10 protein-coding genes and 1 pseudogene are annotated in these 19103 nt (G+C 49.7%); 10 read left to right on the forward strand and 1 reads right to left on the reverse strand.

Annotation, left to right across the window (positions count from 1 at the left end; translation table 11 throughout):
- The 10 genes and pseudogenes from BQ8014_RS16540 to rny form a co-directional block, all read left to right on the forward strand.
- Window positions 1-277 (forward strand): annotated as a pseudogene (locus BQ8014_RS16540) (hypothetical protein); the annotation flags it as partial.
- A gap of 27 nt (window positions 278-304) precedes the next feature.
- Entirely contained in the window at window positions 305-2158 is a 1854-nt protein-coding gene (gene mutL, locus BQ8014_RS16545; RefSeq protein WP_080905324.1) for a DNA mismatch repair endonuclease MutL, read from the forward strand.
- 367 nt (window positions 2159-2525) lie between these two features.
- Entirely contained in the window at window positions 2526-3311 is a 786-nt protein-coding gene (locus BQ8014_RS16550; protein WP_080905325.1) for a DUF3298 and DUF4163 domain-containing protein, read from the forward strand.
- Window positions 3312-3386: 75 nt separating this feature from the next.
- Window positions 3387-3926 (forward strand): phosphoribosyltransferase, encoded by a 540-nt coding sequence (locus BQ8014_RS16555; protein WP_080905326.1) that lies wholly within the window; start codon window positions 3387-3389, stop codon window positions 3924-3926.
- A gap of 41 nt (window positions 3927-3967) precedes the next feature.
- The gene (locus BQ8014_RS16560) at window positions 3968-4546 is read left to right on the forward strand and encodes an adenylate kinase (RefSeq protein ID WP_080905327.1); all 579 of its coding nucleotides are present in this window, start codon (window positions 3968-3970) and stop codon (window positions 4544-4546) included.
- Window positions 4547-4553: 7 nt separating this feature from the next.
- Complete coding sequence (gene obgE, locus BQ8014_RS16565) at window positions 4554-5705, forward strand: GTPase ObgE (RefSeq protein WP_080905328.1); 1152 nt, start codon at window positions 4554-4556, stop codon at window positions 5703-5705.
- 177 nt (window positions 5706-5882) lie between these two features.
- Window positions 5883-6083, forward strand: a complete 201-nt coding sequence (locus tag BQ8014_RS16570; RefSeq protein WP_080905329.1) for a winged helix-turn-helix domain-containing protein — start codon at window positions 5883-5885, stop codon at window positions 6081-6083.
- 150 nt (window positions 6084-6233) lie between these two features.
- The gene (locus BQ8014_RS16575; RefSeq protein ID WP_080905330.1) at window positions 6234-6527 is read left to right on the forward strand and encodes a hypothetical protein; all 294 of its coding nucleotides are present in this window, start codon (window positions 6234-6236) and stop codon (window positions 6525-6527) included.
- A gap of 4 nt (window positions 6528-6531) precedes the next feature.
- Entirely contained in the window at window positions 6532-6831 is a 300-nt protein-coding gene (locus tag BQ8014_RS16580) for a cell division protein ZapA (RefSeq protein WP_080906015.1), read from the forward strand.
- 159 nt (window positions 6832-6990) lie between these two features.
- Complete coding sequence (rny, locus tag BQ8014_RS16585; RefSeq protein ID WP_369808833.1) at window positions 6991-8472, forward strand: ribonuclease Y; 1482 nt, start codon at window positions 6991-6993, stop codon at window positions 8470-8472.
- 116 nt (window positions 8473-8588) lie between these two features.
- Here rny and BQ8014_RS16590 read toward each other — a convergent pair whose 3' ends face one another.
- Window positions 8589-19103 (reverse strand): InlB B-repeat-containing protein, encoded by a 10515-nt coding sequence (locus tag BQ8014_RS16590; protein WP_139785144.1) that lies wholly within the window; start codon window positions 19101-19103, stop codon window positions 8589-8591.

A 19103-nucleotide genomic window follows, 5' to 3' on the forward strand; every position in this document is an offset into this window, starting at 1 on the left:
TCCTTTGGAAAAAGACGGCTCCATGCTAGGTTTGAATTCTACCCAGAGTGGCTTCCTTACCCTTTGGATGAAAGAACGGAAAATGGATAAACTGAAAATCTGGACGAAGCCGCAGGGATTAATCACGCCGATCCCCGACCTAAAACCGGAACAAAAGACGCTTCGTGACTTTCAATGGTTCGATTATATCCGTCCGCTGAACAAAGATGATATCTTCCGGGTTGTTAAAAGACAAGGGCCGGAACAAGTCAAGAGAAGCAATAAGTTCGTACATTAGCCTTTGTTTTAAAAGAAACGAATTGAGATGAGCGATATAATTCATTTACTACCTGACAGCATCGCCAATCAAATCGCTGCAGGAGAAGTAATCCAACGCCCGGCTTCGGTCATAAAGGAATTGATGGAGAATGCGGTCGATGCAGGTGCTACGCAGATAACGGTGAACATAAAAGAGGCGGGCAAAAGTTTGATTCAGGTGATCGATAACGGTAGCGGCATGTCCGAAACGGATGCCCGAATGGCATTTGAACGGCACGCCACATCCAAAATTACACAGGCCGCCGACCTCTTTTCCCTCCGCACTATGGGATTCCGTGGAGAGGCCCTTGCTTCCATCGCTGCAGTCGCCCATGTTGACCTTCGTACAAGGCTGAAAGGGGCGGAATTAGGAACCCAATTATCCATTGCCGGTTCCACGGTTGAAACGGTCGAACCGGTTGCCTGCGCTGAAGGCAGCGTCTTTTCCGTAAAGAACCTGTTTTACAATGTGCCGGCACGTCGTAAATTCCTGAAATCCAATGAAACGGAATTCCGCAACATCGTAAGCGAATTCGAGCGAGTAACCTTGGTCAACCCTTCGATCTCCTTTTTCCTTTACCATAATGAAGTGGAGGTATATAACCTTCCGGCGGCAGGATTGCGGCAACGTATTATCCATGTGTTCGGGAAAAGCCAGAACCAGAAGTTACTTCCCGTGAATGTAGAAGCCTCTCTGGTGACTATCGAAGGCTTTGTGGAAAGCGCCGGCGCCGCCAAGAAGCGTGGAGCGCTGCAATACTTCTTTGTCAACGGCCGCTACATGCGTCATCCCTATTTTCACAAAGCGGTGATGCAAGCCTACGACCAATTGATCGTCCCGGGTGAGATGCCGGGCTACTTTATCTACCTTACGCTTGATCCCGCCACCATCGACGTCAATATCCATCCGACCAAAACGGAGATCAAGTTCGAGAACGAACAGCCGATCTGGCAAATTCTTTTTTCAGTCGTAAGGGAAGCGCTGGCCAAATTCAACTCCGTTCCTACGATCGATTTCGATACCGAAGGTGCGATTGACATCCCGGTTTATCATCCGGAGAAGACCGGCGAAGGATTGGTTCCGCCCCAAGTCGAGGTCAATAAAAGCTACAACCCTTTCAAAAGCACATCGTCTTATACACCGGGGCACCACCCTACCCAGGATTGGAGCGCCTTGTACAAAGGTTTTGAGAATGACCGTCCCGCTTCGGGCGTCACTCCGCCTTCCTCTCCTTTCGATTTTCCACCGGAAGGGGAAACCCCGGAAGAAAAAAATGAAGAGTTGTTTGAAGGGGCCGCCAGTTCCTGTTATCAGTATAAGTTACGTTACATCGTAACTCCCATCAAGTCCGGGCTTGTCCTGATCGACCAGCACCGGGCGCATGTCCGGATTCTTTTCGACCAATACATCGCCAACTTAAAGCAACGCAAATCGGCCTCGCAACAGTTGCTGTTTCCCGAAATTATCGAATTTACGGTGGCCGAATCCGTCATCCTTCCCCAATTACAGGAAGATCTTCAGTTATTGGGATTCGACCTCAGCAACCTGGGCAATAACAGCTATGCAATCAATGCCCTGCCTGCCGGAGTCGAGCAGCATAACCCGGTGGAACTCATCAAATATATCGTCGGCACGGTGATGGAATTAGGGAACAAAACCGGAGACGAACTACTGAATACCTTGGCTCTTACCCTAGCCCGTTCGGCAGCCATCCATACCGGCAAAACGCTTTCACCCGAAGAGATGGAGCATCTTGTCGCTGCACTCTTCTCCTCCCCCGTCAACAATATCACTCCCGACGGCAAACCCATCATGACCGTCTTCTCCGACGAAGAGTTGGAGCGTCGCTTCAATAGGTAAGAGGCCTTTCACTTTCAAATTCCGGAAATTTCCATTTTGCCTTCTACGCGCTCCTCTTTTCGATCCACTACATGCCCTTCTTTTCCGGTCTTTTTCTTCATCATAGGCCATTATGCCAAGATCGTTGCGGTACACATTGATGCGGTCAAAAATATATTTGGATAAACCCAAAGAGATACGGGAGCCTATCCAAACAAAGAGTCGGCAGGCGTGAATAAAAAACATTCGCAAGACGAATGAAAAATCGACATTCATCTGCGAAAATGATGTTATTTACCGGAGCTATACAAAAATGATTACCTTTGTCGAAACTTTAAATCTCGAGGATTTGTTCCCCTAATAAAGTTCAGAACTAAAATATAGAATTATGAAATCCAACTTATTTTTATTGGCCGCGGCCTGCCTACTAGTCGCCTGCAGCGCCAACAAAACAAAAACAGATGAAAAAGGGGTGAATGCCGAGGCAATCACCTTGCAAGATTCTACGGAACTTTATACGCTGACGGCTAGTTATCCGGTTTCCGACTTGGATACAGCCAAAAAGATGGAAGAATTTGTAAACTATGTCGTGTCGGATCAGAAAGAAGCATGGAAAGCAGGGGGAGAAATCTATAATGCCGAAATGGAAATGAGAAAAAAATATACCGAAAGGAGTAACTTAAGATATGCATTCGCTATGAACTACAAGGAATTCAAGTCGGCAAAACATAAAACGAAGTCGTATATGTTTAACACGTATAAGTTCGAAGGGGGAGCAAACGGTCCGACGACCGTCAATACGTTCACTTTCGGCGACAATAAGAGGCCGCGGGAGATTACCGACCTGCTGAACATCGATAATAAGAATGCCATTATGTTGAGTAACGTTCTGGCAGAAAAAGCACTGAAAGAAATTCCTTCATTAGATAAAGAGCTATTGTACAATGGGCTGGGACTATCTTTCCTCAAGGGCGACGGAGTGACACTGGATAAAGAAAAATGTAATTGTGACGGCTACTTCTTCGGATCCAACCTGCAGAACTTCGTTGTTAAAGATTCAACGCTGAACTTTTACTTCAATCAGGGACAGATTGCGCCCCGCTCCTTCGGCATTGTCGAAATTGCCCTGGACTGGGATTCTCTGAAGCCCTATCTGGTTCCAAATGCTTTTTAATCTATAGCCTCCGGCCTTGTCTTTCATTTTTTTATTGTACTTTTGTTCCTTATTTCAAGAATAGGGAATTACGACATGGAACCGATCATCAGGTTAAAGGACAAAAAGTTCAAGCTATTTATCCCGGAGAAAGAGATTGTAGCCGCTGTCAGCCGCATGGCGGAAGAAATCAGGAAAGATGTGGGAGATAAAAATCCCCTGTTTGTAGGCGTCTTGAACGGCGCTTTCATGTTTACAGCCGAACTCATGGGCAAGCTGAACGATTATTACGAGGTTACATTTGCCTCCTATTCCTCCTACAGGGGATTACGTTCAAGTGGTACGGTGGCGGAAATCATGCCGATCCAGACAGACTTCCGCGGGCGGATGCTCATCCTTCTGGAGGATGTGGTAGACAGTGGGCTGACGATGAATTACCTGCTGCCAAAGCTGAAAAGCGAGGGCGCCGACGATGTCAGACTGGCGACGATGCTGTTGAAACCAGACGCTCTGCAGTGCAATTTAAAACCGGATTATGTCGGGCTCCGGATTCCGAACGACTTCATCGTCGGCTTCGGACTGGATTACGACGGCCTGGGACGGTCCTACCGCGACATTTACACAGTAATAGAATAATAAGGCATAAAGAGTATTAAAACTTAAAAGGTTAAAAGCAGATGTTGAACATTGTTATTTTTGGCGCTCCCGGTTCTGGAAAAGGGACGCAAAGCGAACTAATCATCAAGGAATACGGAGTAAGCCATATCTCTACCGGTGACGTACTGCGCGCAGAGATAAAAGGGGATACGGAACTGGGCCGGGTGGCCAAGGACTATATCGAAAAAGGACAATTGGTGCCGGACGAATTGATCATCGATATGTTGGCGAAGGTTTTAGATACGCAGAAGAATAAAAAAGGCGTCATCTTCGACGGCTTCCCGCGCACGATCCCGCAAGCGAAAGCTTTGAAGAAAATGCTGAACGAACGCGGCACAGATGTAAGCATCCTACTGGATCTCCAGGTGGAAGAAAGCATCCTGATCCATCGTCTGCTGGAACGCGGGAAAATCTCCGGCCGTTCGGACGATAACCTGGAGACCATCCAATCCCGACTGAATGTGTATCATACACAAACCGCCCCTCTAGCCCAATTCTATATCGAAGAAGGAAAGCACGTGGCTATCGACGGAGGAAACGGATCGATCGAAGATATTTTCAAACGCGTAGAAGCGGCAATCAATAAAGTAATAGGATAAAAAAATTATGGCTGAATCGAATTTTGTAGACTATGTCAAGATTTACTGTCGTTCCGGTAAAGGAGGAAGAGGCTCTTCCCATTTCCGGCGGGAGAAATATATCCCGAAAGGAGGACCGGACGGCGGCGACGGAGGTAGAGGAGGCCATATTTATCTACGTGCCAACCGCAACCTGTGGACGCTGCTTCACCTGAAATTCGAGCGTCATATACTGGCGACCAGCGGAGAAAGTGGAAGCGCAAAAAAAAGTACCGGCAAAGACGGAGAAGACCGCATTGTCGACGTACCCTGCGGGACGGTGGTATATGATGCCGGGACTGGAGAATACATCTGCGACGTCGCCAAGGACGGTGAGATGGTACGGCTGTTAAAAGGAGGAAGGGGCGGCTTGGGAAATGTCCATTTCAAGTCGGCAACCAACCAAGCACCCCGCTATTCCCAACCGGGCGAACCTTGGGAAGAACGGATGGTCATCCTACAACTTAAACTATTGGCCGATGTCGGATTGGTAGGCTTCCCCAACGCGGGAAAATCGACGCTCCTGTCCGTCGTCTCAGCCGCAAAACCTAAAATTGCCAATTATCCGTTCACCACGCTGGAACCCAACCTGGGTATTGTCAGCTACCGGAACAACCAGTCGTTCGTAATGGCGGATATCCCTGGAATTATCGAGGGAGCCAGTGAAGGCAAAGGACTCGGACTTCGTTTCCTACGCCACATCGAACGAAACTCACTCCTACTTTTCATGATTCCGGCGGATGCCGACGACATCCGGAAAGAATACGGCATACTGAATAACGAATTGTTGAAATATAATCCGGACCTGGCGGAAAAAAACCGTGTCTTGGCGATCAGCAAAAGCGATCTGTTGGATGAGGAGTTGATGGTAGCCCTGTCAAAAGAATTGCCGGAAGATATTCCGACTGTCTTCATCTCTTCCGTTACCCAAAAAGGCATTACTGAATTAAAAGATCTCCTTTGGAAAGAACTCAATAAGGAAACGTTCCACGATGTCACCACGATTGCCCACCGGGATATGGATATGAAGTTTTTACCGGAAGGCGATGATGAAGTTTTCGATATACCCGGTTACGAAGATGAAACGGAAGATGAAGAAGAAGAATGGGAAGAGTGGGAAGACGATGAATCGGTGAAATAAATGAAATTACCGGGCAAAGTACAATCCGGTAACAAAAAAAGCAAAAAAACACCTATAACGGTAAGAGTATTACGCCTTTGTTAAAAAAACAGAGAAACTATGCTAAAAAACATGTAAATAATTTTCTTTTCATTCAATAATTAATACATTTGTGGCTATTATTAACTGAATTCGATTATGGTTGAATTGATTGGAACAAACGCCGGTCTGGTTTGGACCGCATTGAGCGAGGGTGGCAAATTGACTCCCAAAGAATTGAAAAAAGCCACAAAGATCAAGACAGAGAAAGATCTGTATGCAGCTTTGGGATGGTTGGCAAAAGAAAACAAATTATCCTTTGAAGAAGTAGAAGGTGAATTGTTCATCTCTCTTCTCTGATCCAAGAGAGCGAGACACTAGACGAGAGGGCTGTTCTTTAAAGTGAACGGCCTTTTTTGTTTCCATCCGCAGGAAAATAAATAGACATAAAGTTGTATAATTCAAATCTTCCGTATACTTTTGTATGAATTGTGTACAATTTGGTATCCAATGACCGAAGATCAAAAAAGTCTGTTAGCTGTTTTTGAAGTACGAATTCATGATTTGATCGCTTTATGTGAACAACAAAAGTCTAAAATTGATGAATTCTCTTTCTTGTTGGAACAAAAGAAAGAAGAGTTGAGGCAGGCCCAACAGAAGATCGAGGAACTGAATGCCAAGAATACCAACCTATTAACGGCGCGAGTTGCTTCCATCGAGGAAGGAGATAGGAGGAACGCCCGGATGAGGTTGTCAAAGTTAGTGCGGGAAGTAGACAAGTGCATTGCACTATTAAATGAGTAGGGCAATGGACGATCAAATTCTTATACATGTACAAATAGCCGAGAGAAAGTATCCGGTATGGGTCCGACGCAGCGACGAAGAACTCGCGCGGAAGGCCGCAAAGCAAATTCAGAACAAGATTAACCAATATCAGCAGTATTTTGCGAAAGAGAAGGTTAGCGCCTGGGATGCATTAGCGATGGTCACCTTTCAATTGTCTATCGAAAATTTACAACTGGAAGAGAAAAACGATACGATCCCCATTATGGACAAGATTAAGGATCTTGCAGGGGAACTTACAAACTATCTGAAGGATAATAAATAGGGATAAGAGAATTTCCGCACTGCCATATATGGATAAATGCCATATGTCGTAGTGCTTTTTTTATATCTATATATAATTAATTTAATAAGTAACAACATGGAAATATTTGGAATGTATATACTGGTTTCACTAGTCGCCCTCTTCGCCGGAGGATTGGCGATGTGGCTGGTTATGCGCTTCGCTTTCAAGGCACAGCGAATGAACCTGCTGAAGGAGACGGAGAAGGAGGCGGAAGTGATTAAAAAGAATAAATTACTCGAAGTCAAAGAGAAGTTTATCCACCTGAAAGCCGATCTGGAGAAGCAGGTCTCTGCACGGAATGTAAAAATACAGTCGGCCGAGGCCAAGCTTAAACAACGGGAACTGGCATTCAACCAACGCCAGGAGGAATTACAGCGGAAAAACAACGAGCTGGAAACGGTCAAGGAAAACCTGAGTAACCAACTGTCCATTGTGGAAAAGAAAAAACAGGATCTGGACAAGCTCCACCAAAGGGAAATCGAACACTTGGAGGTTCTTTCCGGACTGTCCGCCAATGAGGCGAAAGAGCGGTTGATCGAATCGTTGAAAGACGAGGCGAAATCTCAGGCGACCTCCTACATCAACGAGATTGTGGAAGAGGCAAAAATGACTGCCAATAAGGAAGCGAAAAAGATTGTGATCCAATCCATCCAACGGGTGGCTACGGAAACGGCCATCGAGAATGCCATCACAGTCTTCCATATCGACTCCGACGAAATCAAGGGACGTATCATCGGGCGGGAAGGACGCAACATCCGCGCACTGGAGGCCGCGACCGGCATCGAGATTGTGGTAGACGATACCCCCGAAGCGATCATCCTTTCCGGCTTCGACCCGGTGCGGCGTGAAATCGCCCGCCTGGCGCTGCACCAATTGGTACAGGACGGCCGTATTCATCCGGCGCGCATCGAGGAAGTGGTCAGCAAGGTTCGGAAACAAGTGGAAGACGAAATCATCGAAACCGGTAAACGCACTGTCATCGACTTGGGCATCCACGGATTGCATCCGGAACTGATCCGTTTGATCGGCAAGATGAAATATCGTTCTTCCTACGGACAAAACCTGTTGCAACATGCCCGTGAAACGGCTAATCTCTGCGCCGTAATGGCATCCGAATTAGGATTGAATACCAAAAAAGCCCGCCGGGCCGGACTTTTACACGACATCGGTAAGGTACCCGATGACGAACCGGAATTGCCGCACGCTATCCTTGGCATGAAGCTTTGCGAGAAATATAAGGAGAAACCCGAAATCTGCAATGCCGTCGGAGCTCACCATGATGAAGTGGAGATGCAGACATTACTCGCACCGATCGTACAGGTATGCGACGCCATCTCCGGCGCCCGTCCGGGAGCCCGCCGTGAAATCGTCGAAGCATACATCAAACGGTTGAACGACTTGGAGCAACTGGCAGCCTCTTACCCCGGAGTAGTTAAGACTTATGCCATACAAGCCGGCCGGGAACTACGCGTCATCGTAGGTGCTGACAAGATCGACGACAAGGATACGGAAAATCTATCGAATGATATCGCCAAGAAGATCCAGGATGAAATGACCTATCCGGGACAAGTCAAAATCACGGTTATCCGCGAAACGCGCGCTGTCAGCTACGCAAAATAAAGGCTAAATAAATCCTGTAAAAATTCATAACTGTGAACGGATTTGTTCACAGTTATGAATTTATATGTTCATAGTTATGATTGCATCCATTCATAACTATCGTTTGCTCTCTTGTATCAATACACCACTTTAATAATCTCCTTTCCGGATTTCACGATATATACGCCATGAACCGGCAAGTTGATATCAGCCTCATCACTGCTTGCCACATCCTGATAAACCGGTATGCCGGAAATATGATAAACGCTCCATTGTTTACCTGGGGTAAGACCGCTCACATGCAGCATTCTGTTTTGTATCCATGCTTTCAGAACTTCTACTTGCAGATCTCCAATGCCGACAAGTGTCATCGTATAAGTGATTTCCACCGATACGGGAGTTATACTTTCGCCGCCTACGCTCAGGGTCGCCGTGTAGGTTCCTTCCGGTAAGTTTTCACGGGGAGTGAGCGCGATGTCTGCTACGCCGCCGACAGGCAGACTGCTTACCGTCGTTGACGGAAGCGTAAATACGTCTGCGTTCTCACCTGAAAGGGTAAGCGAAAGGGTGCCGGTGGCAACGTTGCCCGTATTGATGATGCGAAGTTCCAGATTGCCGAACAACAGGAGTTCGATGCGTTTCACCGGTGTAACGTCATAAGGAGTAGCCACGATTACACCGGGCGTAATCGTCGTCGTGAGCATAGTTTCGCCGAGCGTCAGAGCAACGGTAAAGTTGAACGAACCGTCTGTGCCGTTTGGATTGCTTTCAGTTCCTACAATTGCCGATGCTATGTCGGTTATTGTTATTTCTCCCACAATGGAGGCTGTCGCTGCTCTGAGTTGTAAACCGTGAGACTGCCCGAATAATGTGTTTAGGGTATTCTTTAACCACGTTTTAACGTTTGCTGCATCGTTTGCTGTTGCCTGCGCCACACGATATATTCCACCTTCGATAGCGGCTTTTGCTGCTTCAACGGCTTCTTTGTCTAATTGCGCTTGCCTTTTCTTAAAGATAGCATTTACCGTTACATCGTAAGCAGGCATCGTGAACGTGCGCGTATCACCGCTTCCGGTTAATGTTACGACAGTTGTCGTTTCACCGGTTTTCGTTGCCGTAATCACATCCAACTCATAACCTGCAGAGGGTGAAATCGTCAAAGTAACCGTTTCACCTTGCGCTAAGGTCGTCTTATCAGCCGATACACTGCCGTTAGCCATAATTGCAATGGTAACGGTATAAACAGAAGTTACCGTAATTGTATTTCCGGTCTTGCTTGCCGTACCGGTCGCATTGCCTTTGACGAGCGAAACGACAAAGTTGAAACCACCGTTATTTCCGTTTGTGGGGGCTGAATAATTGCTTATCGTTATATCGGAGGCCGAAACGATAATACCGGTTGAAGCAATCAGGTCGTTCATTTGGCCAACCAACCAGGCTTTTATTTCCGCTTCCGTCTGAGCCGTTGCCTGGGCAACGGTATAGGTATGGCTTTCGATAGCGGATTTTGCTATTGCGACCGCTTCTGCGTCAAGCGTTGCCTGCGTCTTTTGGAAAGTAGCCGTTACCGTTATACCGTAAGCGGGCATCGTGAAAGTACGCGTCGAGCCTGAGCCGCCAAGAGTCAATAGATTATTCGGATGGGCGGTCTCATAGGCAGTAATCGAGTTGAGTTCGTAACCCGGGTCGGGCGTAATAGTCAGCGTCACAAGAGCGTCTTCCTGCGCCGACACGCTGCTGGATGATACGCTACCACCGGTGAAGGTTCCTATGCTAATGCCATACACTGTTGCCGCCATTACTTTAACAGTAAGTGATTTAGTCACGGTCCCGCCGTTATTTTCAGCCTTCACCGTGAAATTGAACGTGCCGGCGGCAGTTGGCGTGCCCGATAGGATGCCGTCGGGCGAGAGTGTGAGACCTGTTGGCAGTTCGCCGCCGCCAAGCGTCCACACGACTACGGCTTCGCTTGCTGCATCGAGCGTGGCGCTATACGTCGCGCTGACAGTGGCGTCGGGCAAGGTTGCAGTATTGATGACCGGAGCAGCCAGCCCTGTGCCGAAGAGTTGCAGAACCGTACCGTTGTCTTCCGCCGCACGGTCGGCGACGGGACTGTTGCCGTTCAGGATTTTTACAATCGGATAAACCGACTTCGTTTCCGTCGCATTGGGTATTTCGAATGAAACAAGTGCGCTCAGGTTGCCCTTGACGCCGTCGTAGAGATCGGCAACGGCAATAGTTTTAACGCTCGTGCCTGCAACGAGGTTCGTTGCCAGCAGGTCATCGTAAATGCCGATTTCCACGGTATAGTTTGCATTCAATTCGAAAGGCGACTTGTTTTTCACTTCCAGCAGGGCGGTGGTTTTCGTATCGCTTATGACGGAAGAAACGACCGACACGGCGAGGTCAACCGATTCGAGGTTGAGATCGCCGGTGAGTATGTGTTTCGAGTTGTCTGCGAAAGTAGCTTCAATCGAGTAGTTGACCGGGGCCGAAAGATCGGTTGTCAGGTCGCCTAATCCGTAAACGGTGGCCGATTTACCCGGCATGAGCGTTGTTGCCGTTGTTTTCACAACGCTGCCCATCGACACGGCGACAGAGGTTACGGGCAAGTAACCCGTGTTGGATATGGTGAACTCGAAGGGGAATTGTCCCGGCGCGAGTTTGTGCGAGGCGTGATATTCGTTTTCGAGCTTTATCTTGTTGCTGAATTCCGACGCGGCTTCGACTATCGACGCTGAACCGCCGGTTCCATCGGCCACGGTGGCGATCGTTTTCATGCTGTTGCCGCTGAGGCGGGCGTCGAACGAAACGATACGTGTGTCGTCGGCTTGCTGCATCACCTTGACCGGCGAGGAAACATAGAGCGAGCCGTCCGTGTTTTTGCCCACTTTTGCGGCAAAGAGACCAGTCTCAACCGCCAACCCGGTTGCGGTCGACATCATACAGGTTCCTGACCAAACCAGCGATACATCTGTCGCGTCAGTCACAAGGCAAAAATCAACAGGTTCCGACGACAGGTTGGCAAAACCGTTGAGGCTACCCACAGGTGAACCTTCTGCGTTGAGTGAGACCAGATATACGTCGGTTTTTTCATCTTTCGGAGTGATGAAGCCGAGCACGTAATCTGCGCCCAGCGTACGCAGTTGCGGGCGAGCTCCACGGTAACCTGCGTCAACAACTTTAACATTACCGTCGGGAGCGACTGCGATGAGCCGTATTTCGCCGGCAGTCTCGGCCGAACCCGTCGGCGGACGGCGCACTGCAGCTACAAGTGCAGAGCCGTCGGGCGCTACGGCTACGCAGTATTCGCTAATGTCGTTCGCAGCATTGTCGATGGAAGCGATTGCTACAGGCGTGCTCCAAGTCGAACCGTTGTATTGCGAAATAAGCAGGTCGCCTTTGACGGTCGGCTTCATCGCTTGACCGTCGGAAAGAGACACGTCGCCCTGTTTCCATACCACTGCGGCGCGGCCATTGGCGGCGACAGCGGTTTGCGGAGCGATATCGCCCACCGCGTTTTGCGTCAACCGTGTTGTACTCCAAGCGCCACCCGACGAGGTAGCTACCTCTATTTCAGTACGCACGGCCTGGCGGGCGATAAAGTCTTTCACCTCTTCACGGTTACTGACATTGGGAGCGGCGCCGTATGCGCCGGATAGCTGCTCGTAGGCAGCAATGCGGTTACTACCGGATGAAGAGGCATGGTAGGCAAAAGCAGGGTTGGCAGTTGTTGCATCGATGTCGGCGGCAGTGCTGCCATTGAATGTCTGTACACGGTCGTCGTCGTAGTTGGAGGCCACTTTCCGGTTGAGGAACGTCCATTCGTTGTCCCCCACGTAAAGCGGCTGCGCCGAGAAATCGACATCGCTTAGCACAACTCCGTTCAATGCCTGCAGGGCAGGCGACGAACGCAAAGGCGACGGCATCTGTACTTGCGAACCGGCATATTGCAGTCCCTGACGGGATGATTTCAGCGGATTCGAACTATTGTCGGGGAAGTAGAAGTCTTTTGTCCAATCCACGATATAGTATTCGTCGTAAGTTTCGATGCCCATTAACTTGAACATGGTCCACATTTTCAGGAAGAGGCGGAGCGAAATCTTATTGCCTGCCAGCACGTTGTTGCCCGGCAAATAGGGTTTGTAGAGGAGTTTATTTGTAAAGCCGGCTCCTGCTCCTCCTGTAATACCCACTTTCGCTCCCAAAATCCAGATGTCGAAGCCCGCCGAAAGCCAAGCTTTGACGAATACCTGTGCTTCCGATTGGAGTGTGAAATCGATTTTTGTATTGTTGATGGCCTGCTTGATATCTTCGACCGAAGGCTGCGAAACCATCATCGTAGTACGCAGCAAGCCGGAGATGCTAAGGCCGAACTCTGCTATAAAGCAGTCCATTTTGTATGACAATTCGCCTGACACTTCGAGTTGTACTCCGGCGTCATTAAACGAAATATCGAAATCACCCGTTACGGGGTTGAACACACCCTTGGCGCTCGCAAACCCCTTAATGCCGATGAAAGGCAGCTTGTTGAAGTAGTTGTTGTTCTTTTCATATTCCGCCCATTCCGACTCCGTGCGATATTTGTTATATCCGCCGCGAAGGGCGTCGTAGCAGTCGTTATAGCATTGGTCGAAACTTGCCGCCGTCTCAACCAGTTCCGTCACCTGATTGCCGGGGAAGAAATTCGCCTCGACATAGCCGCGAATGATGTATTCATAGCCGCGCTTTTCAATCCGGAAGGTGAAAGGCAGGCCCGAAGGCAGCGTGATGTCGAAGTCGCCGAAAGCCTCTTCCGTATCATCCATATCGGGGCTTNCTTGCTGCATCACCTTGACCGGCGAGGAAACATAGAGCGAGCCGTCCGTGTTTTTGCCCACTTTTGCGGCAAAGAGACCAGTCTCAACCGCCAACCCGGTTGCGGTCGACATCATACAGGTTCCTGACCAAACCAGCGATACATCTGTCGCGTCAGTCACAAGGCAAAAATCAACAGGTTCCGACGACAGGTTGGCAAAACCGTTGAGGCTACCCACAGGTGAACCTTCTGCGTTGAGTGAGACCAGATATACGTCGGTTTTTTCATCTTTCGGAGTGATGAAGCCGAGCACGTAATCTGCGCCCAGCGTACGCAGTTGCGGGCGAGCTCCACGGTAACCTGCGTCAACAACTTTAACATTACCGTCGGGAGCGACTGCGATGAGCCGTATTTCGCCGGCAGTCTCGGCCGAACCCGTCGGCGGACGGCGCACTGCAGCTACAAGTGCAGAGCCGTCGGGCGCTACGGCTACGCAGTATTCGCTAATGTCGTTCGCAGCATTGTCGATGGAAGCGATTGCTACAGGCGTGCTCCAAGTCGAACCGTTGTATTGCGAAATAAGCAGGTCGCCTTTGACGGTCGGCTTCATCGCTTGACCGTCGGAAAGAGACACGTCGCCCTGTTTCCATACCACTGCGGCGCGGCCATTGGCGGCGACAGCGGTTTGCGGAGCGATATCGCCCACCGCGTTTTGCGTCAACCGTGTTGTACTCCAAGCGCCACCCGACGAGGTAGCTACCTCTATTTCAGTACGCACGGCCTGGCGGGCGATAAAGTCTTTCACCTCTTCACGGTTACTGACATTGGGAGCGGCGCCGTATGCGCCGGATAGCTGCTCGTAGGCAGCAATGCGGTTACTACCGGATGAAGAGGCATGGTAGGCAAAAGCAGGGTTGGCAGTTGTTGCATCGATGTCGGCGGCAGTGCTGCCATTGAATGTCTGTACACGGTCGTCGTCGTAGTTGGAGGCCACTTTCCGGTTGAGGAACGTCCATTCGTTGTCCCCCACGTAAAGCGGCTGCGCCGAGAAATCGACATCGCTTAGCACAACTCCGTTCAATGCCTGCAGGGCAGGCGACGAACGCAAAGGCGACGGCATCTGTACTTGCGAACCGGCATATTGCAGTCCCTGACGGGATGATTTCAGCGGATTCGAACTATTGTCGGGGAAGTAGAAGTCTTTTGTCCAATCCACGATATAGTATTCGTCGTAAGTTTCGATGCCCATTAACTTGAACATGGTCCACATTTTCAGGAAGAGGCGGAGCGAAATCTTATTGCCTGCCAGCACGTTGTTGCCCGGCAAATAGGGTTTGTAGAGGAGTTTATTTGTAAAGCCGGCTCCTGCTCCTCCTGTAATACCCACTTTCGCTCCCAAAATCCAGATGTCGAAGCCCGCCGAAAGCCAAGCTTTGACGAATACCTGTGCTTCCGATTGGAGTGTGAAATCGATTTTTGTATTGTTGATGGCCTGCTTGATATCTTCGACCGAAGGCTGCGAAACCATCATCGTAGTACGCAGCAAGCCGGAGATGCTAAGGCCGAACTCTGCTATAAAGCAGTCCATTTTGTATGACAATTCGCCTGACACTTCGAGTTGTACTCCGGCGTCATTAAACGAAATATCGAAATCACCCGTTACGGGGTTGAACACACCCTTGGCGCTCGCAAACCCCTTAATGCCGATGAAAGGCAGCTTGTTGAAGTAGTTGTTGTTCTTTTCATATTCCGCCCATTCCGACTCCGTGCGATATTTGTTATATCCGCCGCGAAGGGCGTCGTAGCAGTCGTTATAGCATTGGTCGAAACTTGCCGCCGTCTCAACCAGTTCCGTCACCTGATTGCCGGGGAAGAAATTCGCCTCGACATAGCCGCGAATGATGTATTCATAGCCGCGCTTTTCAATCCGGAAGGTGAAAGGCAGGCCCGAAGGCAGCGTGATGTCGAAGTCGCCGAAAGCCTCTTCCGTATCATCCATATCGGGGCTTGCAGAATTATCGATGTAGGGGTCACCAAAACCGCCATCGCCTACTCTGCCGGAAAGATTCTGTTCTTCTCCCTTCAAGTCGTGGTCAATATTTTTAACTCCGGGCAAGGCGGTCAACAGGCTGTCGCCAAGGACAAGTGAGGGGAAAGTCTGAGCTTCGTAGGCAAGGAAATCGGTGAGTTTATAGGTCAGTTTCACCCAGTTGTTTTTGCGCTGCGCATTTTTGCCGATAAACTTCGTTGCGGTGGGCGCAAGCGGCCGGGCGTTTTTGCCCTGAAGCTTAACGGCACTGAAATCGATTTCATCGCCTGCCCACGCAATCGACACAAATAGTTCGGGGTCGAGCGAGGCCGAATAAGACGACACGCCATTGAGGGGCAGGAAGTTCATGTCCGTCTTTTCGAACGGTTCCAAATACGAATATACCGGTTTATGCCAAGTCAGATAAGCGTTGGAGTAATTGTTTTTCCTACCGTCGGCTTGTTTCATAACGAAAGTGAACGTGTGGCCGCTTCCTCTGCTGAAATTATCGCGCCATTTGAGCGTATCGACAAGCAGCGGATAGTAGCCTTCAGCCGTGATTTCCACAATCGGCATCTCTATTTTGAGGGCGGTATTCAGTTTGTATAGGCCGTCTTCAACAGGCGTCGTGACAGAGGTAACGTTCGCCTCGTCGTCTTTCTCCCAATAATTAACTGTTACCGCAGTAGTTATGGCTTCCCCCTTCTCATCGACTATCTTCACGTAGTTGTCCACATAATTCATGCGCTCCAGGAATCCGAAGCCCATGCCTACTTCTGTCCAACGGGGTTCTGCGAACTGCGGCTTGTCGAGCCATGCTGTCGGTGGACTGAAAGAGAGCGACGTCAATGGGAATTCCAACATGAATATGTCGCCAACAGTTGTACTGCCTTCCAAATAGTCAGTTGCCTGAATGGAAAGGCTGTCGGGTTCGTAAAAGTAAAGTATTTTTTGGCTTAGGTCAATGCTACGCGAAACCCGTTCGCCGCGTCCGTTTACATAATATACGGTTGCATTGTCCAATCCGCTGATATCCTTCCTCAAGTCACCAATATTGCAGCCATAGAATTGGTTCCGCATATTGCGGGCATTGAACGTATAAGTTTTCGATTGTCCGGTTTTTGGCCACGAGACGTTAATGCTGTAAGCTTTGCCGTCCATCGGGAAACTTACCGGCACAGACGCCAGGAAACCGTTGTTCGTTAAAGTATCGGGCTTGTCGGCGCCGATGTCAACAACGACGTCTCCCCAAGCCTTAGGGTAACGGAAAATGAGCGACTGCGGGTAGGATTTGTTGTACGCGTCGCGCAGATAGCCGCGCAACGCTTTGCTGTCGGTCTTCGTTGCGGCGTTGGCATAACCGGCCAGCAGATTCTCGTCGAGGCCGAGAGTAGAAAGAGTATTGATGTCGACGGGCTGAAAATCGACATATGCATAGCCTTGATAATAGTTGATCGACGGGCTGACGACGCTGAAACGGCGCGTTATCGACGGCTGCTTTTCCCATAGGGGAACGCCGGCGTTTGCGACCGAGACCTCGACGGTATATTCTTCCGTCTCCGAAGCCGGTTCAGCCAACTGACAAGAGATGCTGGCCACCCCTTTTCGGAAATGCCCGTCGTCACTAAGTATAAGCCATGCGGGGGCGGCGCCTTGAGAAGAGGTATATGTATCCTGCTTAAGGACTGTTCCGTTAGATTTCTTTAGGGTATAACCAATTGTGAAATCAGATGTTTGGGCGAGGTTTTTGAGCGTGAAACCCAGGTCGATGCTTTGCCCTGCCTGCCAGAGGTATTCTGTCCCGGCGTCGGACATATTCTCAATCACGGCTGAGGGCTGATAGACATAAACGTCACTACTGCCCGTCAACGTGTAAGTTACACCGCAGGCATGCTGCAATGGAATACTGACGTCGGCTGTGGAGCCTGCGGCATAGGGCGATGGTATTTTCGGGAACGTGGCGTCGTCGAAAAACAGGTTGCAAACGATTTTCTTGCCATCTTTAAAAACGACACTTGACGTATCTATTTCAATGCTTTCGGTATGAACGCCATAATTGGTGTTAAAGTGAGTTTGCGTAAGCGTGGCGTGGCCTGCAACGCTCCAGTCGGTTGTCAGATTATGCGTGAACTCGGCCTGTGCTCCCCACGAATAGCTGAGCGTAGTGCCATACGAGGTCAGCGTCGGCCGGTCGCCGAGGAAATTTATCGTAAACTCGCGGACGAGGGCCTCGTCATTAGCCGGCATACCGTATTGAGTACGGAAAGCGACTTCTTCGCTTGTCAAGCGAAACCTTGCCGCGCCGGTCGATTTTATGGTAATCACACCTGTTTGCGCATTGATTTCGGCAATCGCAGGATCGAGGCTCTCCCACGAACAGGTTAAAAATGAAGAATTGACCGGAAAAACCTGATATGTGAGCGTAGTTGCATCGCCGTTGAAGAGGGCCAGTTGCGCAGGCAAGCCTCCGACTTTGAGCGAGTCGGTATAAACCTTGCCGGCGGTTTCGGTAGTAACGGTGAAGAATGTGAAGGCGTCTGCAGGATAGTACTCGCGGGCCGCTGCCCAGTCCCCGTCGTCCCACGACCAACTCGGTTTTTGCACCATGATTTCGGCATAGATCGTCGTATCGGTTGCAGTTAGATTGCCGGGCGCAGCAAAGGAGGCAGTGATGTTGCCCGTTGAAGCGCTGAAGGTCATTTGCGCCGTTGGAATAAAAGTTGCGCCGCCGTCAAGCGTGAGGCGGAAAAAGCGCGTAATGGTTGATTCGCTAAGATTGAATGTTTTTTGATAGACTTTCCAATTGAGGAAAGGAATGGTGAGCGTAACGGTTTCACCGCCGTCGAAAGTGGTTTTGTTGAGCGAAAACGCACCGAATCGCGGCGGAAGGTTGACGCTGCCGTTCTTTACGTTCGCTTGAACGCTGTTACCGCCACCTGCAAAATAAGGAGTAGCTGTGAACATATTTTCCGAGCCGATGGCTTTTATGCCGGTCAGACTATCGATATTGACCATCAAACATCCCGAGCCAAAACCGCCAAATTTATCTGTTATTATGGCCTCTTCCGTTACCTTATAGAGAAATGTTACCTCATTACAGACTGCGCCGATTTCGCGAGGAGCAAGAGTGAATATTGTCGGAAGGACGCTTACGTTGATGCGTGCATTGTCCGACTCGGCCACGTTGAAGGCCGTATGGTCGGTAAGATAATGGTTCATTCGTAACTTTTGCCCGGCGGTCACATCGCTGAACAGTTGTTCGAAGCGCTCGGTTATGAGCAGATACGAACCGACGTTTGTCATATTCTCGTTGAACCAATGGGACATTATGAACGGTGTAGTCACCGATGCACCGGGTGTTACGCTCTGTTGGAAGTTGAGTTGTACGACGGGGTATTCCACCTTGGTGCGGCTGGCGTAGTTGAAAAAGAGATAGGCCGTTTCGAGGCTTTGGCGCGGAGTGTAGCTGTAGCCCGCATTGGGCTTGAACGAGAGCGTTTTCTCTGTTTCGCCCGGCTCGAAAATAAGTTGCGAATTGTACGACCAACTTGCATCGAGGCTGCCCTGCACAATTTGCCATTCCACCTGAGCGGCGTAGTTTACCTCAATGCCTTTCGGACGGCGGACAGTGATAGAATAAGTCTTGGACATTTCGAAAATGCCCATTTCAACGACGTAGATATCTTCGTTGGCGTCTTTTTGACCGCCATCGAAGGTGATGACATCGCCCGCAATGCGTTGGGGTGTGGTTTGCGCCCAACTTGTGGCGCAGAAAGCGACCAACAATAAAGCGACTGCTGATTTGGGAAGGAAACTGTTTGCCAT

The sequence above is a fragment of the Parabacteroides sp. Marseille-P3160 genome (genome assembly GCF_900162725.1).
In the GTDB taxonomy this organism is placed as follows: domain Bacteria; phylum Bacteroidota; class Bacteroidia; order Bacteroidales; family Tannerellaceae; genus Marseille-P3160.